The 22,685-nt window shown below is 42.4% G+C and carries 27 protein-coding genes; 23 read left to right on the forward strand and 4 right to left on the reverse strand.

Annotation, left to right across the window (positions count from 1 at the left end; all coding sequences use genetic code 11):
• The first annotated feature begins 7 nt into the window (after positions 1-7).
• The 11 genes from L1N85_RS19440 to L1N85_RS19485 all read left to right on the forward strand — a co-directional run bounded on the left by L1N85_RS19440 (position 8) and on the right by L1N85_RS19485 (position 11,098).
• Complete coding sequence (locus tag L1N85_RS19440; protein ID WP_235240709.1) at positions 8-154, forward strand: hypothetical protein; 147 nt, start codon at positions 8-10, stop codon at positions 152-154.
• 13 nt (positions 155-167) lie between these two features.
• Positions 168-359, forward strand: coding sequence for a hypothetical protein (locus L1N85_RS19445; protein ID WP_235240710.1), 192 nt, complete (start codon positions 168-170; stop codon positions 357-359).
• 47 nt (positions 360-406) lie between these two features.
• Positions 407-598: a hypothetical protein gene (locus L1N85_RS19450; protein ID WP_235240711.1), complete on the forward strand. Its 192-nt coding sequence runs from the start codon at positions 407-409 to the stop codon at positions 596-598.
• 56 nt (positions 599-654) lie between these two features.
• Entirely contained in the window at positions 655-846 is a 192-nt protein-coding gene (locus L1N85_RS19455) for a hypothetical protein (protein ID WP_235240712.1), read from the forward strand.
• Between the two features lie 225 nt (positions 847-1,071).
• Positions 1,072-1,542 carry a hypothetical protein gene (locus L1N85_RS19460; RefSeq protein ID WP_235240713.1) on the forward strand — a complete coding sequence of 157 codons (471 nt, stop codon included), beginning with the start codon at positions 1,072-1,074 and terminating at the stop codon, positions 1,540-1,542.
• A complete protein-coding gene (locus L1N85_RS19465) occupies positions 1,535-2,161 on the forward strand; it encodes a hypothetical protein (RefSeq protein ID WP_235240714.1) in 627 nt (208 codons plus the stop codon). Before L1N85_RS19460 ends, L1N85_RS19465 begins: the two co-directional genes overlap by 8 nt.
• A 265-nt stretch (positions 2,162-2,426) precedes the next feature.
• Positions 2,427-2,627 carry an HD domain-containing phosphohydrolase gene (locus tag L1N85_RS28020; RefSeq protein ID WP_407946520.1) on the forward strand — a complete coding sequence of 67 codons (201 nt, stop codon included), beginning with the start codon at positions 2,427-2,429 and terminating at the stop codon, positions 2,625-2,627.
• A complete protein-coding gene (locus L1N85_RS19470) occupies positions 2,624-3,568 on the forward strand; it encodes an S-layer homology domain-containing protein (protein ID WP_235240715.1) in 945 nt (314 codons plus the stop codon). The genes L1N85_RS28020 and L1N85_RS19470 overlap by 4 nt, the downstream gene beginning before the upstream one ends.
• Positions 3,569-3,598: 30 nt before the next feature.
• A complete protein-coding gene (locus L1N85_RS19475; RefSeq protein WP_235240716.1) occupies positions 3,599-4,861 on the forward strand; it encodes an S-layer homology domain-containing protein in 1,263 nt (420 codons plus the stop codon).
• Positions 4,862-4,885: 24 nt separating this feature from the next.
• A complete protein-coding gene (locus L1N85_RS19480; protein ID WP_235240717.1) occupies positions 4,886-10,564 on the forward strand; it encodes an Athe_2463 domain-containing protein in 5,679 nt (1,892 codons plus the stop codon).
• A gap of 96 nt (positions 10,565-10,660) precedes the next feature.
• Positions 10,661-11,098, forward strand: coding sequence for a phage portal protein (locus L1N85_RS19485; protein ID WP_235240718.1), 438 nt, complete (start codon positions 10,661-10,663; stop codon positions 11,096-11,098).
• A gap of 329 nt (positions 11,099-11,427) precedes the next feature.
• On the opposite strand, the gene L1N85_RS19490 is transcribed toward L1N85_RS19485, so the two are convergent.
• Positions 11,428-12,030, reverse strand: a complete 603-nt coding sequence (locus tag L1N85_RS19490) for a prepilin peptidase (protein WP_235240719.1) — start codon at positions 12,028-12,030, stop codon at positions 11,428-11,430.
• Positions 12,031-12,441: 411 nt separating this feature from the next.
• Positions 12,442-13,587 (reverse strand): tyrosine-type recombinase/integrase, encoded by a 1,146-nt coding sequence (locus L1N85_RS19495; protein WP_328285247.1) that lies wholly within the window; start codon positions 13,585-13,587, stop codon positions 12,442-12,444.
• 278 nt (positions 13,588-13,865) lie between these two features.
• On the opposite strand from L1N85_RS19495, the gene L1N85_RS19500 reads away from it, so the two are divergent.
• The 10 genes from L1N85_RS19500 (at position 13,866) to L1N85_RS19540 (ending at position 20,832) form a co-directional block, all read left to right on the forward strand.
• Positions 13,866-14,141, forward strand: coding sequence for a hypothetical protein (locus L1N85_RS19500; protein WP_235240721.1), 276 nt, complete (start codon positions 13,866-13,868; stop codon positions 14,139-14,141).
• Between the two features lie 228 nt (positions 14,142-14,369).
• Entirely contained in the window at positions 14,370-15,359 is a 990-nt protein-coding gene (locus L1N85_RS19505) for a helix-turn-helix domain-containing protein (protein ID WP_235240722.1), read from the forward strand.
• A gap of 101 nt (positions 15,360-15,460) precedes the next feature.
• On the forward strand, positions 15,461-15,892 hold the full coding sequence (locus L1N85_RS19510; protein WP_235240723.1) for a hypothetical protein: 432 nt from the start codon (positions 15,461-15,463) through the stop codon (positions 15,890-15,892).
• Between the two features lie 6 nt (positions 15,893-15,898).
• The gene (locus tag L1N85_RS19515; RefSeq protein WP_235240724.1) at positions 15,899-16,189 is read left to right on the forward strand and encodes a DUF1294 domain-containing protein; all 291 of its coding nucleotides are present in this window, start codon (positions 15,899-15,901) and stop codon (positions 16,187-16,189) included.
• 214 nt (positions 16,190-16,403) lie between these two features.
• A complete protein-coding gene (locus tag L1N85_RS27290; protein ID WP_268818371.1) occupies positions 16,404-16,535 on the forward strand; it encodes a hypothetical protein in 132 nt (43 codons plus the stop codon).
• Complete coding sequence (locus L1N85_RS19520) at positions 16,532-17,554, forward strand: hypothetical protein (RefSeq protein ID WP_235240725.1); 1,023 nt, start codon at positions 16,532-16,534, stop codon at positions 17,552-17,554. The genes L1N85_RS27290 and L1N85_RS19520 overlap by 4 nt, the downstream gene beginning before the upstream one ends.
• A gap of 18 nt (positions 17,555-17,572) precedes the next feature.
• A complete protein-coding gene (locus tag L1N85_RS27680) occupies positions 17,573-18,676 on the forward strand; it encodes a GGDEF domain-containing protein (RefSeq protein WP_235240726.1) in 1,104 nt (367 codons plus the stop codon).
• A gap of 137 nt (positions 18,677-18,813) precedes the next feature.
• Positions 18,814-19,137 carry a hypothetical protein gene (locus tag L1N85_RS19530; protein ID WP_235240727.1) on the forward strand — a complete coding sequence of 108 codons (324 nt, stop codon included), beginning with the start codon at positions 18,814-18,816 and terminating at the stop codon, positions 19,135-19,137.
• 186 nt (positions 19,138-19,323) lie between these two features.
• Complete coding sequence (locus L1N85_RS19535) at positions 19,324-20,169, forward strand: hypothetical protein (RefSeq protein WP_235240728.1); 846 nt, start codon at positions 19,324-19,326, stop codon at positions 20,167-20,169.
• A 132-nt stretch (positions 20,170-20,301) separates the two neighbouring features.
• Complete coding sequence (locus L1N85_RS19540) at positions 20,302-20,832, forward strand: hypothetical protein (RefSeq protein WP_235240729.1); 531 nt, start codon at positions 20,302-20,304, stop codon at positions 20,830-20,832.
• 201 nt (positions 20,833-21,033) lie between these two features.
• On the opposite strand, the gene L1N85_RS19545 is transcribed toward L1N85_RS19540, so the two are convergent.
• Both L1N85_RS19545 and L1N85_RS27300 read right to left on the reverse strand, forming a co-directional pair.
• The gene (locus L1N85_RS19545; protein ID WP_235240730.1) at positions 21,034-21,246 is read right to left on the reverse strand and encodes an alpha/beta-type small acid-soluble spore protein; all 213 of its coding nucleotides are present in this window, start codon (positions 21,244-21,246) and stop codon (positions 21,034-21,036) included.
• 248 nt (positions 21,247-21,494) lie between these two features.
• Positions 21,495-21,623 (reverse strand): hypothetical protein, encoded by a 129-nt coding sequence (locus tag L1N85_RS27300; protein WP_268818372.1) that lies wholly within the window; start codon positions 21,621-21,623, stop codon positions 21,495-21,497.
• Positions 21,624-21,763: 140 nt separating this feature from the next.
• Here L1N85_RS27300 and L1N85_RS19550 point away from each other — a divergent pair, with 140 nt between their 5' ends.
• On the forward strand, positions 21,764-22,303 hold the full coding sequence (locus tag L1N85_RS19550; RefSeq protein ID WP_235240731.1) for a hypothetical protein: 540 nt from the start codon (positions 21,764-21,766) through the stop codon (positions 22,301-22,303).
• Between the two features lie 21 nt (positions 22,304-22,324).
• On the forward strand, positions 22,325-22,582 hold the full coding sequence (locus L1N85_RS19555; protein ID WP_235240732.1) for a hypothetical protein: 258 nt from the start codon (positions 22,325-22,327) through the stop codon (positions 22,580-22,582).
• Positions 22,583-22,685: the final 103 nt, after the last annotated feature.

The raw sequence follows: 22,685 nt of genomic DNA on the forward strand, positions 1-22,685 counted from the left end.
AGGCTATGTGGACAAGCTGATACTGCCGATCGTGATATGTATCATTCTTTTCGGGGTAGCGTTTTGGACCTTCAATAATCCGAACGGGATCGGCAAAGGCGTTGAAAACGGCGGGACAAATGTAAAAACCAAAATCGAACAGGCTACGAGCTAAGGAGAGAATCAAATTGGATAAGTTAATAATTCCTGTGGTCATCTGCATCATTTTATTCGCCGCTGCTTTCTTTATGTACAACAATACGAATGGCATCAACGATGGCATTAACGACGGGACCTCCCGCGTAAACACGAAAACAAGCACTTTTGATTACCGCGGCAACGTTGCCCCGGGTGCGGGACAATCGATGCCAACCGGTTAACAGCCAATTCGCTAATGATTCTATTCTAGGAAAGGAGGACACCCCTCATGGATAAACTGATCATTCCCGTTGTCATTTGCATAATTCTTTTCGCTGCGGCGTTCTTTATGTATAACAACCCGAACGGAATTAACGATGGTGTTAACGACGGGACAACACGGGTAAACACAAAATCAAGTACTTTCGATTATCGCGGTAATGTAGCACCAGGCGCCGGGCAATCAATGCCAACCGGCTAAAATACTTAACAGACTTATCCAACAAATACTCAATAAATAAAAGGAGCAAGCCAAACATGGATAAATTGATCATCCCAGTAGTAATCTGCATTATTCTCTTTGCAGCAGCCTTCTTCATGTATAACAACCCGAATGGAATTAACGATGGTGTCAACGATGGAACGCAGCGTGTAAACACGAAATCAAGCACATTCGACTATTCGGGAACGGTAGGACCGGGATCCAGCCAAACGCTCCCAGCGGGCTAAACGCTGTGGAAAAACTGCCTTTGATGATCGTTGTCAGTCTCATTGTAATTGGATTATGTTCATGGGTCTTTCTTGGAAATAATGGTTTGAACAAATCAGTAGGCGATGGTTACGACAGGCTCAAAGCAGATGTTCGTTCGTATGGGTACAAGCCGGAACCATAAAGGATTATATCGAAATGGGGGGCGCCCGCCCCCCATATTTTTTAACCGAGGAGGAAACATAGTGCAGGAAATCATGGAACGATTAAGGAAACGGTCGGGAAATCAAAAGGGAATAACCGATATGCTGGTACTTCTAATCCTATTGCCTACGTTCCTGTGTGTAACTTTGATGGTGATTATCTTTGCGACATTCTTATTACGACAAGCTAAGATCGACGATATAAAGGCTCGCGCTCTACAGATGGCTCAAACAGAGGGGTATCTGACCACGACCATAATAAACGATACCCGAACAAAATTGTCAATTATCGGATTCCCTACTGTTACGAAGGAAGGAGTCACCTATCCTTCTTTTACAGGCAGCACGACGACAAAAGTTTTAAAAGACGACGCTGATCCTACTGTTCGATTAGTGATTCAGTACCCCGCTTCCGATCTATCAAGGCTAATGGCATTCTTTGGTGTCACCACGGTTGAAGATCCTGGTTACTACTACCTCGAGGCAAATGGAAGAAGTGAAAAATATGACTAAGCCAAAAATTCTTGGCAACGAGCGTGGTGGAATCGCGATCATGTTAATGAGTTTGATCGCAATGCTATTTTGCATCATCGTATTTGTCGTTGTCCTTGATTACATAATGCTCTACAAGGATCAGAACAAACTAAAAAATGATCTTAACAGAGCGGTACATGCTGCGTCTCTATCGATTGACGAAGTGCAGCTCTCGCAAGGATTCTACCGTCTGGATACGACGACTCCCGGCACACGGGCGCAAGATATGTTTTATCGGTATCTCCGATTAAACATGGGACTTGATAATACGAATCATGCACTGGCATCCAGTGTCATTCCATTAAATGCAACGGTCAATATTAGCGAGCTGATATACGTCGATTGGGAGTCAAAGGTTCTAGTCAACATGAATTCTACGCCAACAAGTTGTACGCTAAATTCTACGACCTCTCAGGTGTCTTGCGCGGTGACATTGAACGGTGGATCTGCAACTCAAATTACGCGAACGATCAATCAAACAGTAATCGGCCCGTCTGTTGTAGCAATCATAAATACGTATCATGATGGGGTCGGTCCAATGGCGAATGAACCGCTTTTAATACCAGCAATTCAAGAAGTTTATTTTAGGAAAAGATAATCGAAATGCTAGGAGAATTAAGAGATATCGATTATAGTATATATATTAACTAATATACTACTATTCTTCGACATTCCCCTTTCGATGGAGAGCAGGCAATTTAGAAAACGAAAAAATGAGAGAAAAGAGGGTGATGATGTGAGCACTAAATGGGGTAGCACGATCGGAGAAGCAAAGACGCTTATTGTGGTTTAAGCTCTCTACCGTTGCCTGAAAGTCCGACATCCGTTAACAGCATTCCATTCGCTACATATGGCGGAGCTCTATTCCACTTGCAGGCCGAATAGCTGCGATAACGGATACATACTCTGCGCTTACATCAAACCGCCTCTATTCTAAGGCATTGAATAAGGATGAAGCTATTGAAATTATGTTGCATGATAAGGAAAAATTTGATCCGAATATTCTGGACTACTTCGTTACGAAAATTACAGCTGGGGGAGAGGAAAGGGAAGAATTAATATGAAGAAATCAATATGCACATTAGTAGCAGTCTTAATGATAGTGATGACAGCTTCGGTTGTTTCAGCTATGGAGGCGCCATCGACGGTAATAAAAAACTACGAGCTCACTGAGGAAGAAGAATTCGTGGAATTCATTCTGGAGGGATATGACGGTGCTTATACATCTTCAATGACCATGCCGAACGGACGAGTCATTACCATGACCAAAAGTACGAAAATCAATGATTCGACTAAGCCGTATTGGACAAATGCATATTCCGTAAAGTCTGCGCCAAAGGGGAAGTACACCTTTAAGATCAATGCCCCGAAACAGGCTTACTACAACCTCAAAGTAAACGTTCCCTTGTTCTCGGATATTCCGAATCATTGGGCGCAGAACTCGATCAATACGTTCGTGGAAAAAGGTATTATTTCCGGTTACGGCGACGGTCGATTTGGTCCGAATGATCTTGTGACCGGCGAAGCTCTTATAAAGATGGCTGTACTGGGATTAACAGAAGAACAACCTAACGGCAAGCGTCAGTGGATGAAAACTTTCCGATGGAAGGTAGCGAACGAGGAAAAGAGCAGGGAATTAGGTTTCTTGGAATACAGCTTCATCGCTGATAAATCGGTGCCTTGGGCTAAGCCGTATTTAACGGCAGCTGGGGATCTAGGGATAACCACCAATTGGAAGGATGAAGGTTTTGCTATTCCGTTTAAGCGAAAGGATGTCGCGCTTTTAGTAGCTAACGTGATGAATATGGTTAAGGTTAGCTCACTCAAACCATCAATGTTCCAGGACACAAAAAGTTTACCGGATCAGTATCAGGAAGCGATTGATCTTGTTAGCAACTACAGCGTTTTTAGTGGTTATCCTGATGGCACATTCAAGCCTGAGAATCAAGTGTCAAGGGCTGAGGCTGTTATTGTTCTATCGAGATTAATCGAATTCTTGAAATAATAAAAAGGCAAAATTTGAGGGGGAGTAACAATGTTTAAAAAAATGATCAGCTACGTACTTGTATTTACTTTCTTTATTGGATCGGTTTCTATGGTTGGTTCGACTAAAGGATCGGCAGCAGCTACATCGTCTGATGTACCTTTTACCGACATTCAGACACATTGGGCGAAGGATAACATTATGAAGGCGAAGAAGAGTGGGCTAATTGACGGATTTCCGGATGGGACTTTCAGACCGGATGATGTCGTAAAGGGGGATCAGTTTGTTTCGATGATGCTCCGAGCTTTCTCCGATGGCAATACGAAATTTGATCAAGCTTGGTTGGATTCTTTAATAACCTATCAACCGGGTCATTTAGCGACCATTCTTTCGGCGGTAAAAGAAACGAATTTCACATTCAATAATGCTAGATCGGGTTATTGGGCGACTCCATTTATCGACATTTTGTACGATATGGAGTTTCTACATTCGTTCGATTCGGTTTTCCCTGAGAAGTATGATGTCTATAAGAAGCAGATTACTAGGGAAAAGGCATCGTACCTGATCGGAAGATGGTTTACGAATTACGAGGATGATTTCGATAGTGCGTACAAAGATTATGTTGTTTCGAAAAGCGGATTGGTTGATATGAATAGTTTCTCCAATACCGATGTACGACAATATCGAAGCGTAGTCTTAATCGCGGGCTTAATTCGAGGTTGGAATAATCATTTTTATCCTCAACGTTACGTTACCCGAGCGGAAGCACTTACAATGATCCAACGCTTGCGTGATTCTTCGCTTAGAGATCCGTATAAGCCTGATTTAACAGGGCAGCATTATATCGAGTTGGACGGAAAAACCTACATGTTCAGCGACCAATATAAGCTTGACACTTATAAGAAAATCGTTGAGTTGGCTAATAAACATGTTCAAAAAGGATATAAGGCTGTTGGTAGTCTAGGTGTTGCCGTTTTTGATAGCAAAGATACACATGATAAGCGAGATTTTTTGATTCGTTTTGGTGAGTGGGATAATCTTCCACTTCCTGAAATTAGTGTAACTGTAGCAGAAGGATCAGCTAAATATATCCGGATGTTCTTTCCAAACGGCGAAACTTTTGCGAATTCTAAAAACTTTGTTGATGCAGCATACGAATTGCTTACCGGTAGCGGTAAGGGAGTTGAGTTGAAGAACAAAGTTGTCGCTACTGTGAAGAATTATAGCGGGAAAGAAATGCAATTTACATTGAACAACAAGAAATACAAAGTGGTAAAAGTTGGCGATACATTCAATGTAGATTACTTGTACTAAAATCAAAATTAGAAGGAGAATTGTATGCAGCGTTTAAAGCGGAATGTTTCAACTTGGCTTGCCGCTATGATGATCTTGCAACTCTTGCAACTTATCGTTGTGCCTACATCATTCGTAGAAACTGCGTATGCTGCAGAAAAAATTAATGGGTTTGATAACCCGTGTGGTTACAATGTTCAATCTGATGGTCCCATCCCTAGTGGAGTGCGCCCGTGTAACTCAGACGGGTACAAATTCAATTCCAGACTATACTCTACGGCAATAACAATGAACGCGGCAGGGAAGGTATCAGCTCCGCTTCAAATGATAGTCTATGGAGATCATTATTCGGTTCCAGCAAAAAGCCAAGATTATAAACGAGGGTGGCAAAATGAGCAAGGAGTTATCATTGATCCGGAACCAAACGGTGAGGGCCATTTCTATGCCTATGATATTAAGTACGGTGGTTATACGTATGGAGAATTCCGCTATCTTGGTTTTACAATAGACGGATCTTTGTACCACAATAATTACTTTATTGTTGATGATGATGTGGGAAATAGCTTAGATAAAAAGCATTGGGTGTTCAAACCGTGGGATAATCTACCCAGTTCGTGGCGACATAAACCGTCAAGTCCGGGGTTTGTATATCAAGGTGATGAAGACAGAACAACGTTACCCAAGTTCAATAATTTATTAAGAAACATTCAACGTTCGCTAGGCTTTACTACTATTACGCAGGGTGTTTCGTACAGCAATCGTTATAAAGTTTTAACAAATACTACTGAAAATCGTGATCCGCGCAACTATATGGCTGTCAATCAGCCTGCTACAGCGCGGGAAGCTGGATTTGGAACCATGTTCCACTATAGTTGGGATTCTCATTCTCTATGGTATCAAACAGTCCCACTGTTGAAGGTAAAAGGACCGGAAAAAACACCACCACCTGCTGCTTGCGTAGCAACTCCTGTGTCAAAACAACCGCTACAGATCAACAAAGAACGTACTATTAAGGTACAAGTCAAAGTAAAAGGGACATTACAAGACACCGCTTATTTTGGTAATTTAGCTGCCGAAGCAATCTTTTATACAAGACGGGAAGTCAACTATTGGAATCTTGAATTGACAGATATACAAAAAAATTCTGATATTAAATTATCGTCCAGCAATAAATCGCAAGGTGTTGTTGTAAAAGACAATAATGGTGAGGGTATTTTCACTTTAGTTATTGATACTGATAGACTAACCAAGACATCAGATCCAAAAGTGTTGAAATACTCTACAAACGCAAATGCAACTGCTGTATATGTCAATGATGCTTCTTCGGATGTCTCCAGATCGACAAGTCCTACATGTAAGTTGGATATAACTTTCCAATCAAACGGAAAAGGAACGATGTTGTCAGATTTCAATGCAATACCACAAATCATGTTTGAAAAGAAATCTGAATTTACTTCCTCGATGTTGGGTTATAAAGACTTATCTTACGGTAAAGATGTTGATTATTACCGTTTTGAGATTACTAACGATGAAGACGGAACGAAAATATCGAAAACCTTTGATCCCGCGATTCCCGAAGTGAAGAAACCGAAGGCAGGGTATTTGGATCAAGATGCTGTTAGGAAATATCTTTATGATTTTATGGGGAGTAAATTTTCGGAATCCTCAACAGATCGCGTAGTGAAAACATTTCAGATTAAACAAACAATCGTAGATCGAGACGCGGCTACCAATAACGAATCAATTGCAATGAAGACGGTTGTTGTCGTTCAAGACGTTCCGGCTCACATTATCGGTGGATGTGAAAATCCTGATGTAAAATTACGACCAAAACCACCACAGTATATACAGCCTGAATCAAGCTGGCCGCAAGATTGGTATGATGTAGTACCATTCCCTGTGACAGATGGTGTTCCTAATTATATTCCGGCTGCAAGCTGTGAAGATCCACCGGGGTATGATGAATTTACGAAACGTGCTTTTATTGATGGCAACGAAATCGATGTAGATCAGTTTTTTGCCGGAGAATATATATTCGGTGAAGATCAAATTGGATTGCGTGAAGTCAAAGTAGTATGGACTGCTCCGGATGGTACTGAATCTTTCATGATTCAACATGCAGTCATTCACGAAACTAAGCCGCGTGTTTCCTTGCAAATCGAAGGAACATTTAAGCAGAATCGAACAATGAACGCTTACGACCGTTCGGCAGCTAGTAATGATCAATGGGTCGAACAAAATGCCCCATTAGAAATAACAAGTTTTAGCTATGTGAATGCAGATGATCCAAGTTTGAAATGCCGAACTGGGTACTGCGAAATAAATCTTTCACAAAAAATGTTCATGTATAAGGATATAGGGAACTACCAAATGAGCATTGCAGCCAAGCGTGTTATTCCTTATGGGAACGGCAACTCTATCACACGGTATTCCGATCCATATGTTGTAGATTACGAGATTATGCCAGATCACAAGCCTGCAATCATTGCTCATGCTTATGGGGCAGAAGTGAGCCGTTTAGACAAACTGCAACTGTTCTACGATGTACAAAGTACGGACGGAGATTTTATTGCTTCAAAGAATCTGAAAGTATTCTATGATTCAGATAATAACGATTCATTCGAGACAAAAGTATTTGAAAGTACAGATGACCTAAAAGAGTTGCCAGAATTTACAAAACTCGGTCAGTATCAGATCATAGTTGATGCAAAAGAAGGAACAAATGAAGAACGATTAATGGAGTTCATTTCTCCTGATGACGATAAAACACATACGATGACCAGTTACTTCTTTGTAGATAATTATGCACCGTCAAGCGATTTATATCTTGAAGTACCCAACGTTAAACCGGATATGGATGTCTTTTTCATGCTAGATTCCAACTTAACACAGGTATCTACTGATTACGTCAAAAACAACAAAGTTACACTCACTAACGCTTTTACTACGGCTAATATGCTTGCGAATGTAGGAATATGGGATATGAAAACTTACACCTATTCTCAATCGGCAAGTACAAGTAAAAGTACCGGATCATCCTATCCACCAAGCACAACGACATATACTAGCGAAGGATATTCAGGAACGTTATCTCGGACAAGCGTATCCAATTCTCCTTATTCAAGGGACGAAGGATCTTATAAGTCGGTAACGGAGAGTAAAACAGCAACAGATTCTTGTTCAAACACTGTTACAACATATTATGGTCCAACAGGTAATATGACTAGTCAAACATCAACTAGCGTATGTCCTTCTAGCAAATCATATAGTGATGGTCAATATTCCGGAACATTATATCGGACTGGAGAATCATCGAGTGGAAGTTGTCCAACTACAGGAGGACCAAAAAACGGTTCTTGTTCGAATACATGGACTGCGAGTTATTCCGGTACTGTTTATTGGACGCATGATGTTTGGGAGCCGAAAATAGTATGGTATGACAGCTATACAGGCTACTATAGCGGCACCATTTACAAGGATGTGCGGCAGCCGTATGACACTTCATTTATGCGTTCGGTTCAAAACAAGTATGTCATCTATGTATCTGATAATACAGTAAGCCAATTATCCGACTTACAGTACGTTATGGGTAAGCATTCTGCCAAGCTGTTATTAGTTGGTCAAAGCGCAATTGAAGCACAAATTGAACATGAAAAATTCATTGCCAATAACAAAGCTATTGAACAAGTCGTAACAGATACCATTAATTACATTGCAGAAAGCAATCCTGCGATACCGAAGGTCTTAAAACTACTTGGGGAAGAAATCACGACACATACGGCTACTTTTGATTATGAAAGTGACCCTATTCCTTCAAGCGCGGACCAATTGCAAATTGTTCAAGACCCAAATCATTATGATAATTCTCTTGGGTATGATTCTTTTGCAGGGAAGACATTAATCTCAACACAGAGCGAATCGAATTGGGCAGCATATCAATCGACATTAACTCTGAATAAGCCCGGTAAATATACTTTCTTCCGTCGGGTAAAAGATTTACCGACAACAGACCCTAATTTCGCTGATTATGCTTATAAGTCAAATGAGTCAGCGATAGAGGTTTTTGTTCATCGGAAACCAATAGCAGACGTAACACTGGATTTTGACTACATGCCTGCATCAAATACTTATCGGACAACTTGGGTGGATCTCTCTTACGATCTCGATCATAATATTACCCGAGCTGCAACCGATAGAGGCATTCAAGATCGTTCCATCAAATTTACTAATCAAGGAACAGGCGAAGCATTTACAAAAATACCGAATGAATTGGCTCCCGGTACTTATGTGCTAGATTATGTAGCGCAGGACATTGAAGGAGTATGGAGCGATCCGATTCAACGAACTTTTGTCTTGCCTGATACGGTTCCAGTACAGTTTAAAAGCAAGCTAAAAACGGAGGACAGTGGTTTTTCTTTAGCAAGTGTACCAGCAAGTGAAAATTTAGTTGCTCATGATTTATGGACAAGGTACCCGTATTCCATTTCACTAGCCTTTTCAATGGGGAGTTACATTTCTCGATCGGTTCCTTATTATACGGGGACAAAGAACGGAAACGATATTTCATGGAATGATGAACAGTTTACCATTCCAAACACAACGCCGGATGGCCTATATACATTCTCGATATTAGCTAATGGTTCAGTTGCGGGATCAACTGCAGCTCATTCATATTCCGTTAATGTATTTACGCCGATCAATTTGAATCCGACCAAACCTATAGCAAACGACATGTATGTGGTCGGGTACCCGGCTACGCTGACGGCTACGACCACGAAGTATCCATCGACGACGACGGCCATCTTATTCTATGGAACTGCGTATGCAAGAACCGTAAGTTTGTCGCCGACTAGCACAGCTTCCGGAAAGACTTGGAACTACTCTTACTCATCTTTCCCAAATGTGCCAGTAGGTAACTATGTCGTTCGCTTTACTTCGACCAATCCGAGCGGGAAATCGGAATCCGTAAACGTGGCTTTCCGTGTAACCAATAACACACCGCCATACGGAACATTTAAAACGTACACTTATGACCCGAACAATACGTCCATGCCCAAATTCGAAGGCGACACGGTTCATATCGATCCAGTCGGAATCGGCGATAATCAGAACGATACGCTGGATGTAAATTATACGGTACGTGATCCTGATGGAGTCGTGGTTCTAAACACGAATTACGTCTGGAACACCCCTTATCCGACGGCCGGGGGTCCGACTCTCGTTGCTCAGAAGGTCGGTACCTACATGGTAACGCAGACATTGAGCGACAGAAAGGCGTCGCCGGTTGTCACGAATGGCAGCTTCAACGTCCTGCCTCTGGGAATCACCGGTTCAGTGACGCATACGACGAAATGGGAGGAAAACCGGGTGGCATACAATACGGCGAACCCGACCAAAACACGCTCGGTTGATACGTTCTGGGCAGGTGAAGAATTCATCCTTGCATCAAATGCAACGAATACCGGAACGTCATTGGTTAAGGTCGACCGGGTAACGGTAGGGTTGGTAGGACAGGGCGTAACGGTCGATCTCTCTAATACCCCATCCGGTAGCATAAACTGGACAGGCACGATGTGGCGAAACAACTTCGATGAACTGCCTGACGGAAATTACAATTTCCTCTTCACGGCCTACTATTCCAATGGCGTCGTGAAAACGACAACCGTAACCGTACGGATTAAAGACAGCATTTGGGACGTCACGAAAACGCATCTAACGCATTAGGATACAACCGAAAGGGTCTTGATTTTCTCCTTTGAGAATCAAGGCCCTTTCCGGTTCAATACTTTGGAGTGATGAATATGTAGAGCATTTGAAACATTGTATAAACATTTGATGATGTCATTGATGGATATTAGCGGGACACCAAGCGTTGCTATGGGTAAGGTTGATATTTCGAATCTGAGTGAGGTTAGTATTAAATTGCTTTATACGATGGCTAATCTGAAGGCTATGATTGGTGAGAAGCATATTAAAGAAGGCATGAAGCAACGGTTCAATAAGTTTAGAGGATTGCTACAGTTGCAGGGTACAACGTTTAAGGATGATGAATGGGATACGCTTGATATTGTATTCTCATATGCTATGCCACAATCTGAGAAGGATATTATAGATAACCTTGCTAAGTTGAGAGAGATTCAAGGTATTAGTATTGAATCGGTTCTGAATCATAGTCCGTATACAACTGATGTTGTGAGTGAGATGAATAGATTGAGTGAGGAAACAGTAAGCGTGGAGAATGTTGAGTCGGCTGAGTAAAATTGTTAATAGTGATTGTTACAATTAAATAATAGGCGTGATGATAAGGTGAAAATATAATGTTTCGTGGAACAATTTCCCGTGGAACAATGTTCAAGAGCGCACGCCTGTTACTATATAATATTAGTAAAGCTTCATATAAATAATTTACTATTACTATGATAAGCCACGTTCCTATCAACAAAATCTTTAAACCAATACGTAGTTTGTTTGAAGAAATCTTGTTTTCAATATTCCAAAGCAATATAGTAAAGGCAACTAGAATAATTAATCCATAAATAATCCCCAAATCAACCATCCTTTACAGGGTTTATCCGCTCTCTTGTTGCTCACAATAGAAGCTGGCTGTAAACTCCCCTAAATATATCGTTTCCATATATATAGCTGATAAACGAAGCGCCGGCAATCACCGGCCCGAATGGTACTGTGACGTTCTGACCCCCACTGCGCGATACTATGAGATAAATCCCCATGAGAGTACCAACGAAACAGAAAACTAGGAATGAAAGAAGCGTGAGCTTTAATCCCAGTACTAAGCCGGTCAAAAGCAAGAGTTTAATATCGCCATCTCCAACAGCGTCACTCTTCGCGATAACTTTGCCGATCAGCTTAAAGCAGTAGAAAACACCACCGCCAAGTAGTGCGGCAACGACATAATCCCAATACGGAAGCGGGTGAATAAATACTCGGAGCGAGGCAGCCAAAATAATGCTAGGGATCGTGATCTTATCCGGAATAATCATATGGCGCCAATCGCAAATGGAAATCGTGAGCAGAGCCGCAACGAAGGGGATGGCTAAAATCCATTCTTCAGATAATTCTATAGATGCCGCCATAAGGCCAAAACCGAGCGCCGTAGAGACTCGGGCTGTCAGGGCAGATGCTACCACTTGAACTCCTTCTGGAGCATAGCGCATCGAGAATGAATTCATCCAACCGCCCACCCAGAATCCAATCGCGGCAGCGCAAGTAAAAAAGACAGTTGTAAGCATGGTATCGATTCCTTCCTATTAGTTACTTCTCTGACAAGCCCTTGAGCTCCTGCAGATGACGATTACAGGCGGACTTAATGACCGATGGCATCATATCTATCTGGTGTTCGTACCCTTTTGAGACATAACGGCAATGAATACCGTTCTTTAATACAAGCTCAAGAATTTTGATTTGTCGATGCCGCAAATGCGCGCGTACATGTTTATGCTCTTCCTCAAGTTTTTCTTGAATACCTTCGAGATATCGGACACATGGAGCAAACCTCCTTGATGGGTTCGATATCACGGGCTAGAACCAAAGGCAGCGTCGAGCCTACTATATGGCGAATGACTATCTCCCGATCCTCGTATTCATATCCCATCGTCATTTTGCACCTCGAAACCTGGAATCACGACGAAATCACTGACGTCATTTTCTTTTTTAATGTCACGTGACAAATAATTGTCCTCTGTCGTCCGGCTCGTGGAGTGATCAAGCGTTTCGGCAATCTTATCGATGGGGGCACCACTGTTATAGGCAGCGCGGGCGAAATAATGACGGAAATAATGAGCGGTCGTTTTCTGATTCCGCTCCGTCCTGAGATTGGCCGCAGCCAGCTTCTTCGTAACGATGGCGGACAGGCTGGTCAGTAAGTAATGCATCCCATTTCGGTTTGGATAGAATGGGGTCTCGTCATGCGAGTCGATCGTTGTGCTTAATCCAAGTCTTCGGCGATACTCCAACAACTCCTGCAGAACATATTTCTTGATATGAGCATGCCGTTCACCATCCCTCTTTGTCTTCGTTTGGACATAGTATTTATTACGGATGGAGTCGAAGTAGAGGTCTTTCCACTTCGGTGTAATGATCTCATTAATCCGCAATCCTGTGCTGGCCAGAAGGAGCATCAGGCATTTGAACTTGGGATCGTTCGAATAATAATGAATAGCGGCCTGCAGTGAAGCAGGCGATATTTCCCGATCGGGAATTTGTGATTTGTCTAGGATGATTCCAGCAAGTCCACGGGCCAAATCCCGCTTCAGGTATTTCTCATCATAACACCATGTGAGGAAGGAAGAGAGGATAGCGATCTTTTTTGCCTGTGTCTTTTTCTTCGGATACTGACTTTCAATCCACTCCTGGTATACCTCGATCTGAGATCGCTTTAGATGGCGGAAATCGGATATATCGTATTCATTGAGATGACGCAAAAATTGAATTAGCTCTCGGGCATATTCAGTTTTCGTTCTTGGTTTTCGGCTGCCACTTCTCCGATGAAGATATAAGTAGACCATCCCGATATTTGATAGCGGTTCGTAGTCATAATCGCCACGTTCATTTTCTGAAGCTATGATGGTCGAATGAATATTTGAATAGAAGCGATCATCTGTCAATGTATGTATGAGTTGTGGATCGGTTAAAGATACATGTTTTGATAAGACAGTATTCGTATATATCTGTAATGGTGAATACGCAATCATATAATACACATCCTTTATAGTAAAACACATAAACATAGTATACCAAAGAAGATTTATAAAAATAGTCGTTCTTGAAAATATCTGCGATAATGTATATGAAGAAAAAATAATAGATAATTAGTTTTTCTATAAACTGTTTATCATATCCACTTAAATATATAAGAATAAGCATGAAAAGTGATAACCGGCAAGCCGCGAATTCAAAAAGTATTGTTAAGCAAAATGATATGAAGAAATCGCTTCCTATGGTATGATTGTTGTATATATACTAATTAGTATATGAATATATTTGAAAGTCGCAGGAGGGCGAGCAGTTGGTGGACAATCTTCAGCAGATGATAAAGCTGGCTCCAATGATGGCTACAGTAATGGAAGGGACACTGGACGTTCGAGTAGATTTTTCTCCCGGCAGCCTTCGACGAATAGAAAAAGCGATCAACCGAGTTTATCCGATTGGTCATGAGCCCATGTTGAGGAAGGTTATTTCATATGGCATTTATTTAGGTGAAGTGTTTGCCCGGAATGTTACAGGAACGGAGGGGGGCTTATACCGAAGATCCTATGGATTGGGAGTTTCGCGTCACACGTGAGGAGAGAACCTTTATTGGATATCCGATACGGCGAGTGCATGATTTTTGGTTCGACCGCAGCCGGGCCTTGTCTATTTACTACCATATGAATATTGATGTTCTTGATGGCAATTTGAAGCCCTATGAAACCGGAGAATGGAAAGACAACGGGGATTATCTGTAGCGTTTCCCGACTGTCATTCGCATAAATAAGATAAATGAATGATGTTTACATAGAAAGGGCAGAGAATGATGAGCGAGTATTTAGATACGGCCCAGGCCGCAAAAGAATTGAATATAACGGTAGCATCGATCTATAAGATCGTGAACCTTGAGGATCCCGCAAAGCGCCTTGATCCCGTAAACCGGGTGACGCATAAAGGGGATGGCGGCTACCGATTCACGCGGGAAGAGATAGAGCGCATTAAACCGGCATACGTGAAAGAAGACTTAACATCGGCACAAGCAGCAAAAAGAATTGGTCGATCTACGACCTATATCCATCAGCTATTTAAAAAGGGATTGCCTTATTATGAGGCAGAATTTCGTGGGAAACGAACTTATTTTATCAAAAAGTCCGATCTCGAAATATTTGCAACTAACAATCCGGATTCGGGCAAATATGATACGATTTACGACCGAAAATCGAAGGTCTATTTATTTCAACCTTACCGCTGGGGTAATAGGCTGGCTCGTGTCTGCAGCATGAAGCGGTTAAATCGAAACCGGATAGAAGTTATGCTCCAGGTCAGTACGGATGAACGAATTCCACTCGAACGAGCAATTGATGAAGGATGGAAGCCGGCCGTCACTATCACGGATCGTAAAGCCATTACCAGTTACGGATATGCTGTGTTTGAATTTCCGTTGCCGATTACTCCGGATTCCGTGATTTATGCGATTATTGATGAGTTTTTTAAGCTGATTGGCCCTGCAAATCTTCGCATTCAGATCGGTGAATTCATACAGGTTGAAGTGAAGAAGTCTGTTCTAACCGGTATATTGCCAGCTACGCATCCAGATATGATCGACAAGCTAAAAACATTCATACGATCAGGTGAGATCACGCCTAAATTCGATGGAACGCTCATCGATACTGGTCTATCGCCAGTGACGTTCTATTTACCTGAGAAGGAAAAGGCAAAATTGGTCGGCAAAGCGGAAGAAGCCAACAAAACGCTTCAGGAATGGCTTGAATCCACTGTTTCCGAAGCTGTAGAGAAGGAGGATCGGATTTAATACTGGAAAAGCATTTAGACCCAATTGGCGAAGTCCGACGTACGCAATCGAATGAAAATACAAATATTACTCGGGGGTTAACAAGGAAGGAGATAACGAGCATGAAAACAAACTGCGCATGTCTGGAGAAGAGTGAGGAATGGCATTTCGAAAGACAACTTGGATGCTGGTATGCAATACGTGAATGTACTTCGTGCAAATATTACTGGGAAGGTCCGGATCATTCCAAAACGAATATACTCTTTCCGCCGATAACAGGAACAGTAAATCGATCGATTGATAATACAGATCCAGTGGATTCAATAAGGGATAGGCAAGGTACGTTTCACATCTATTGTTATGACGAACATGGACAATATGGTTCACCGGTTAAATTAGATGAAGTAAAGGATATCTTCGAGTTTTGCCAGTTGAACAAATACTCACATAAAGAGATTAAAGTCATGTATGACGATGCAATAAACATATCGGTTTTGGATGGGAAGTATGTGTTTCCCCAAGAATGGACTCGTTTCAATGAAAGTGAGGAATAACGTCCAATGAATATAGTAATTATTTACCTCCTAATTATCAATCTAGTTTCATTCGTTTTGATGGGATCGGACAAGTCACAAGCGCGTAATGGCGGTCGCCGAATTCCTGAAAAGCGGTTGTTTACAATGGCCGCGGTTGGCGGTGCTCTTGGAACATTGGTAGGGATGCGTGTATATCGTCACAAAACCAAGCATATGTCTTTCGTCATTGGAATCCCGCTCCTACTGATACTTAACGTAGTTATGACAACGTATATTATCTCTCAATTCATTTTTAATGGGAAGATAGACGGATAAGTTTTGTAAGGAGGAACGAACTATGCCTAAGAAAATTTTGTGGGAGGGGAAAGGAAGAAGATCGAAGCAGTTACGGCAGGGAATTTTATTTTGAAGTAAAGCCCGAAGAAGGAAGCACAGTTGATGTCGCCTTCTGGGATCAGCATCCGGATACGGCCCGTGTAATATGGAATCACCGTAATTAAATCAGATTCAACGAAATGGGGTGGAAAGTATGAAATTTAGGGTGGAGGGAACGCTTCACGACTTCGACAACCTGGATGATGCTATACAAGACGGTCTTTTGAAACAATGGCACAAACGGCTGCCGTTGAGTGCTTGTGTCAAGGCGAAAGGCATGCTGTGAATCCGTTATTGTACGTCAAGCAAGTAAATGATGGATTGTTCTTGGCAAACTATCCGAGCAATGCGAAAAAAGATATTCGACTTTCAAGTGCCGGTACAATCGAAATGGGTATCGATCACTTCTGGAAGAGAAGGGCATCCGTGTTGTTGGTGAGAACGGAATTCATGTCACCCTTGACGTTGATCTGGCGGCGGCCTACTCGTCCATCGAAACCGGAGCAACCGGCTATCGCAAAATTTACGGATCCTAAAGAGAAGCGGGAGCGGGCCGAACGAAAGGTAAAACTGACTTCACTCTTTTTTACCATGCTGCAGGAGTATAAGGTGTCGGAGTACCGGCCGGGTGGACGTCGTAATATCGCGAGTCGTCTCTATAAAATAGCGGAAATCATCAAGGTTAACCGCATGCCGTTGTCCGAGATACTCTATGTAGCCGATAAGACCGGACGCTGGCCTAACAAGGACAAGCACCAATTGATCATCGGATGGGGCAGAAGAAGAGAGGGCGTAACGCCATATCCCACAAACACAAAATTCGTTCGCCTGCCACTCTATTCAATTGACGAACCGGCGCGTAAAGTGACGGATTTGACTGTGCTTAAGAATATTTACGATCAGTGCGTAAGTAACGAAACCGATGTCGATGATGGCTATTATATGCTGTTTCGTGGCCCGGCCAATAAATCAGACAAAAACATCTGGGATCGTCAGCTATGCTTTATCCCGGCAGAAGAAAAGACCAGGATACCAGTGGAATCGTCTTATGAAGCGGCCATAATCCGTAATTTGCATGATAAGAAGCGTCATTTTGAAAAGCCATTGATCGGAAATATAACAGAACTATTCCCGGAGCTCGCCGCTGATATTGTCCTTCATGACACGGATCCGAAAACAATAATTGAAGTCGCCGGCAGCCGCAACACGGCAACGTCTCCTCGTCTGCAGGAGAAGCGGGAATCCTATGGACAAAAAGGTTATGCTTATATGGAATGGGATGGAGAATCCCCGTTTCCGTTCTAACTAAAAGGAGAGGTAACAGTGACAAATATATTTATCGGCAACCAGGGGGATGTTTACTACGCATCCTTGAACATCCTTGTTTTGACCCTCATGCTATTATTGGCCGTCCAACTACTTATACATAGGAAGAAGCGGGCGTATTTGACGCTCGGGCTTTGTATGGCAATTATGCTGGTTGAACAATTTGTTTTTCTCGGAGCAGGTTTGCTTGGGAGCGGTGAGAGTCCTGGATTTGATTTCATCAGGAACCTGTTTAATGCGGCCTCATTCATATTGGCAAACATGGGGGTTTATCAGCTTTATGCAGAGACAAGCAAAAAGCTCACGAGAAGCGTTTATTGGCTCCTGGGGCTTGCTGTATTGTTGTCACTTATTCCGATCGTTGGGAGCATCTATCAGCTGCTACTGGGGGGCCTTGCCTTCTACGTGGTATATCCTCTACTGAATCCGAGTCGGAAGTACCTCTTCGGATTGAGCTTTTATACAGTAGCCACGATAGCACACTTAATTAATAGTGTGCTAGTGGAGCCGGTAGTTTTTCTTCATGCTATTGATAATCTCTTCCGGGTAGGATTCTACGCAGTTCTTTTTGTAATCCTGTTTGATCGAGTGATTGAGCTTATGGAAAACATATACCGGAAGTCAACTCGGGATGCCCTGACAGGTCTCTACAACAGATTCTATTTTTACACCACGGTATCATTCATGGTGAGTGAAAAGACACCCATATCTATAATTTTCTTTGATCTGGATAACTTCAAGAAATTGAATGATACTCGTGGTCATGAAGAGGGTGACAAAGCGCTCAAGTCGGTTGCCTCGATCCTGAAGGAGGAAGGGGAAGAAATCGGCATAGCCGGGCGATATGGTGGCGAAGAGATGGTGATGATGATCGAGGATCCGGATGTAGACGTTGCGGAAGTTGCGGAAAAAGTCCGGTACCGGATAGAAAGCGAAACGATCGTCACGGCCAGTATTGGCTATGCCTCGTATGAAGAAGGCTTAACGACCGATCAAATAATCAAGAACTCTGATAACGCCATGTACAATGCGAAAAAAACGGGAAAGAACAAGGTTGTTTCCTACGAGAACATACGGGAGGGGCAGCACGAAGCCAGTTAAATCAAAAATTCACTGAAATATTTCGGGGGGGTTATCGTGTAGCAATGAACAGATGCGCAAATTGCGCGAGGAAACAAAGTGAATAACTCTGAAAATAGAGGAATGAATATGAAACCATCAATAAGGAGCGATGTGTTTTGAGAAAGGAAAGTGAAATTCGGGAGTACGCGGCCCGCTATGGTTTTACAATTAGAAAATTACCAAATCACGGAGGCGTCAAACTCACCGACATTGCAGGAAATGAGCGAATTTATACAGATATTCAGAGCGCTGATGAAATTATGCGCACATACCGAGACGAACCACTTACATCATACATATATGAGGTGGGCGAGAAGGGCCTGAAATCACGATCTCGGATCGCTGCGAAAAACGGTGAGGCTGCCAAGAGAAAATACCGATCAATTACAAAGATGGTTGATCCTTCTGCTGTTTTGGAGGCGAAAAAAAGAGGAATGTAGCCCGGTAGATGTGACCTCAGAGCATGATGACAAGAACTTGATCCCATTCCCGACCCCTGTCGCAAAATCAGGGGTTTATATTGTGTTAACATTGTTAACACTATTAACACTGTTAACACATTGATTTATAAGGGTTTATTTGTTAACATCATTTTATTAGTAGTTTAGCAGAGGGGCGGCGAGGGCATGGGGGCAAAAGGTTTTAACAATATTGATGATGAAACAAAAGCCAAGATTAACAATGCGATTGCAGCGTCGGGATTAACCGATAAGGAGTGGATTGATCGAGCAACGGATGTATGGCTTCTACATGAAATGAAGTCCACAATTCCCGAATACCGTTTGGAGATAGAAGAAGTAGAAGGCCTTACAAACCGCATCAGAAGCGTCTTAGTTAATCTCGCTCAACGGACTCATTTCGATAAGGACGATGTTCGGCGTAAGCATGTGGAAGAGATCGAGGAATTGAACCTACAAATTTCAAAACAGAGCCTTGAACTGCAGGCGGCTGCGCGCGATCTGAAAGCAGCACAGGAAGATGTGCAGCGTGAGAGAGAACTCCGACTTGAATCCGAAAAATACGCTCAACAGGCGCAAGAGACGAGCGAAACGAATAAAAAGCTGGTTGAGTCCTATCGAGAGAAGAACGACACGCTTACTGGTCTTGTGAACCAGTATAAAGAAGGTTATGAGGTGAGCAATCAGCTGCGTTCAGAGTTGATGGCTGCCGGGCAACGGATAGCTGAATTGGATCGGGAGCTGACATTGAAACAGAAAGCCAGGGAAAGTGCAGAAAAAAGGCATGAAGAAGAGATTCAGCGTGTGTCTGACCGAAAAGACTTGGAGCATGAACGCGAAGTGTTACGGATGCGGACTGAGCTGCAGAATCAATTGACCGAAGCGAGCACTCGGGGGGCTGCGGAAGTGAGAGAGTTGTTTGAACGAATGGAGGCGCAACGCAAGGATTTTGAACGACTACTCCAGGAAGCGCGAAAGCCAAAAACAGATGAAGAAGAAGGGACCCCTAGCTAACGCTTTCGGAATCTGATAAGATTAAAGTAATCAAATAACATGACCGGCGGAAGCACCGTCCGAATAATTAGGGAGTTATCCCTTTTTTTCGGCACGGTGCTTTTTTGTTTCCGGCAAAAGGAGAAGATGAAGATGAAATACGTAGAGAAAGTTACCGGATCTTGTGAAGTGGTGTGGTTGAATATGAAAGAGGCGGCGGGCAAGTACCCTTTGCTAATTGATTCTGCAGTAGAAGTTACGTGTAATGTACTTGGATCTGCGACCCGAACGAAATATACTGAATTCTTGTGGCTGGGTCATACAGGGGCAAAGGCATACGCTTTATTAGCATTGGCTAGTAATAATGGCAACAAAAAGGCTGAAGCGGTATTGCTCGAAGGAGAACACTGGGGGATCCGTAGCATTATTCAGGAGGCCAATAATCTTTCGGGTGGTGTATTTCCCGAAGCGGGCTTGCGGGACAGGAGATCGATTGTAATAGAAATTTGCAAACAGGTACACGACCTGCTGCAAGAACTGGACTCAAAGCAAACAGATGAGATTTCAAATGGGGAAGTAAAACTTACTGTGTCGATCAATAAATACGATGCTTTTTTAGATGTAGAGTATATTGAAGAAGTAATGGGTTTTTGGGAAGATTTGACGCGCTCGGAAACGGTCTAGAATTGGCGCAAAGGCGACTTGGGCAGGTCGGTGTCCTAGAACGCAACGACAGCCTACGCCTGCTAACGGCGTATCGATCGCTGATTGTATCATGGCTCTTTTGGATCAATGAAAGAAGCCACCTTTCGGTGACTATCGAAAATTAAAATAGCCCTCCTAGTCTCTTTATGAGATTGGAGGGCTATTTTTCTTATTTTAAATTTAGAATCTTCTTGCTCCTGAGCCAAGGGATTGTTCTGCAATTTGAATTAATGCTCTTGTGATGTTTCCACCAATAATACCTGCATCATGAGTAGTCATATTCCCATTGTAACCATCTGGAGACCATTGAATTCCAAACTGTTGTGCTACCTCATATTTCATTTGGTCAAGTGCTGCTTGTGCCTGTGGAACTACTAAACTTTTTCTGCTCATGTATGTTCACTCCTTAGCTGGATGTGAAGTTATTTTGTGGATTGTTTTGATTTTTATTCATCAATTTTTGGAGAAATTTTGAACTTTTTTGTGACCCTAACCGTTTAAAACCAAAAAGACTTCACTGAAAAAGTCGAAGTCGATAAAGCAACGTTAAATTTATTGGTGAATAGATACAGGATACGAATTAGATCTGAATGTTATGGGCAATTAATTGATCGCAAGCCTTCCTTCACCGGAGAGGGCTTTTATTTTTGTTTGCTCTTTTTTTTCTTTTTAAGTGGTAATCCAGCCTCTTTCGCATAAGAAATAGCATCCTTAGCGAAATTCTTTTTTTCCTCAGTAGTCCACTTTTCAAACGATTTTGCAAATAGCAAGGCTATACACCCTTTCTAGAACAAAGATTATGTGCTTAGTATGGACAAACATAAAGCATATTATACCCCTTCCGTCACATATTTTATTATTGGGACGCAGGCACTCCGTGCCTAGGCTAATGTTGGGGGAGGTTGTGAATTTGAAGCAGAGCAGAGGAGGGGCCGAGCGAGATCGAAAGACCAGATCAGATAAGAAGGTGGCAGTAGCCCCAAACATAAGTGATGAATACCGAGTATGGATTCACCGAATTGCACGCCGATTGGAAATACCTGAAGGTATAGTAGGATCTCGACTCGTTATAGCTGCGCTGGAGGATGAGAAATGTATTTCGTTTTTTAGAACGTATTTCCGCCGGGCTTATCAGATTCAGGAAAACCACGTCATGTATCCATTGTTTGAGCCGGCTAACATATATTCTTTTCTGGATATGGGCACCGATCGACACGGGCGCTTTAAGCTGAAATTTTCACGAAATATGGCCGAGCGACTAACCGAATTCCAAATTGCACTAGGAGTTAATTTTTTCGCACATGCGGTTAAAGCATTGCTTGAATATGCACTTAAAGAGCCGATAATTGTGCAGAAGGTTGCTCCAGGTATTGTTTTTTCTGACTACCAGAAAACGTTACCAGTTAGCAAAAACAATTCAAATTCAGACGTGTGGAGTATTTTCAAGTAAGAGGGGGAGGGTGAAGGAGAAATGAGCTTAATTCGAAATTTCATTGATCCTTATTTGCGTTATCGATCACTTGTTATTGGATTAAAGAGGAATGATTTTCAGAAGTTACAGATGATTGCTGATGATTTAAATGAAGTACAAGATGAATATGTATTTACACCAGAGATCATTGCCTCTAGGGTCATGAAAACCTTTATCGATCAAGCCTATGCAGATAGTACGAAGCGGATCGTTAAGGCTATACTCCCGGAAGCCGGCGCAGCTCCTCGTCGGAAATAGATCAGCTATACATAACAACTTTCAGTGAAAATAAAGTATTAGATTTATGATGTTGCCAAAGAACGAGTTGCCTTGTTCATTAGAATTTTCGCTTGACCTCGGC

The organism is Paenibacillus alkaliterrae, from assembly GCF_021532375.1.
Classification (GTDB): domain Bacteria; phylum Bacillota; class Bacilli; order Paenibacillales; family Paenibacillaceae; genus Pristimantibacillus; species Pristimantibacillus alkaliterrae.

What these genes read in the sequence shown, in the direction of transcription:
- L1N85_RS19450 (WP_235240711.1), top strand. Translation starts at nt 407, where the DNA reads ATGGATAAACTGATCATTCCCGTTGTCATTTGCATAATTCTTTTCGCT.
- L1N85_RS19455 (WP_235240712.1), top strand. Translation starts at nt 655, where the DNA reads ATGGATAAATTGATCATCCCAGTAGTAATCTGCATTATTCTCTTTGCA.
- L1N85_RS19465 (WP_235240714.1), top strand. Translation starts at nt 1,535, where the DNA reads ATGACTAAGCCAAAAATTCTTGGCAACGAGCGTGGTGGAATCGCGATC.
- L1N85_RS19470 (WP_235240715.1), top strand. Translation starts at nt 2,624, where the DNA reads ATGAAGAAATCAATATGCACATTAGTAGCAGTCTTAATGATAGTGATG.
- L1N85_RS19475 (WP_235240716.1), top strand. Translation starts at nt 3,599, where the DNA reads ATGTTTAAAAAAATGATCAGCTACGTACTTGTATTTACTTTCTTTATT.
- L1N85_RS19480 (WP_235240717.1), top strand. Translation starts at nt 4,886, where the DNA reads ATGCAGCGTTTAAAGCGGAATGTTTCAACTTGGCTTGCCGCTATGATG.
- L1N85_RS19490 (WP_235240719.1), bottom strand. Translation starts at nt 12,030, where the DNA reads ATGAATTCATTCTCGATGCGCTATGCTCCAGAAGGAGTTCAAGTGGTA.
- L1N85_RS19495 (WP_328285247.1), bottom strand. Translation starts at nt 13,587, where the DNA reads ATGTTTATGTGTTTTACTATAAAGGATGTGTATTATATGATTGCGTAT.
- L1N85_RS19505 (WP_235240722.1), top strand. Translation starts at nt 14,370, where the DNA reads ATGATGAGCGAGTATTTAGATACGGCCCAGGCCGCAAAAGAATTGAAT.
- L1N85_RS19510 (WP_235240723.1), top strand. Translation starts at nt 15,461, where the DNA reads ATGAAAACAAACTGCGCATGTCTGGAGAAGAGTGAGGAATGGCATTTC.
- L1N85_RS19515 (WP_235240724.1), top strand. Translation starts at nt 15,899, where the DNA reads ATGAATATAGTAATTATTTACCTCCTAATTATCAATCTAGTTTCATTC.
- L1N85_RS27290 (WP_268818371.1), top strand. Translation starts at nt 16,404, where the DNA reads ATGAAATTTAGGGTGGAGGGAACGCTTCACGACTTCGACAACCTGGAT.
- L1N85_RS19535 (WP_235240728.1), top strand. Translation starts at nt 19,324, where the DNA reads ATGGGGGCAAAAGGTTTTAACAATATTGATGATGAAACAAAAGCCAAG.
- L1N85_RS19540 (WP_235240729.1), top strand. Translation starts at nt 20,302, where the DNA reads ATGAAATACGTAGAGAAAGTTACCGGATCTTGTGAAGTGGTGTGGTTG.
- L1N85_RS19545 (WP_235240730.1), bottom strand. Translation starts at nt 21,246, where the DNA reads ATGAGCAGAAAAAGTTTAGTAGTTCCACAGGCACAAGCAGCACTTGAC.
- L1N85_RS19555 (WP_235240732.1), top strand. Translation starts at nt 22,325, where the DNA reads ATGAGCTTAATTCGAAATTTCATTGATCCTTATTTGCGTTATCGATCA.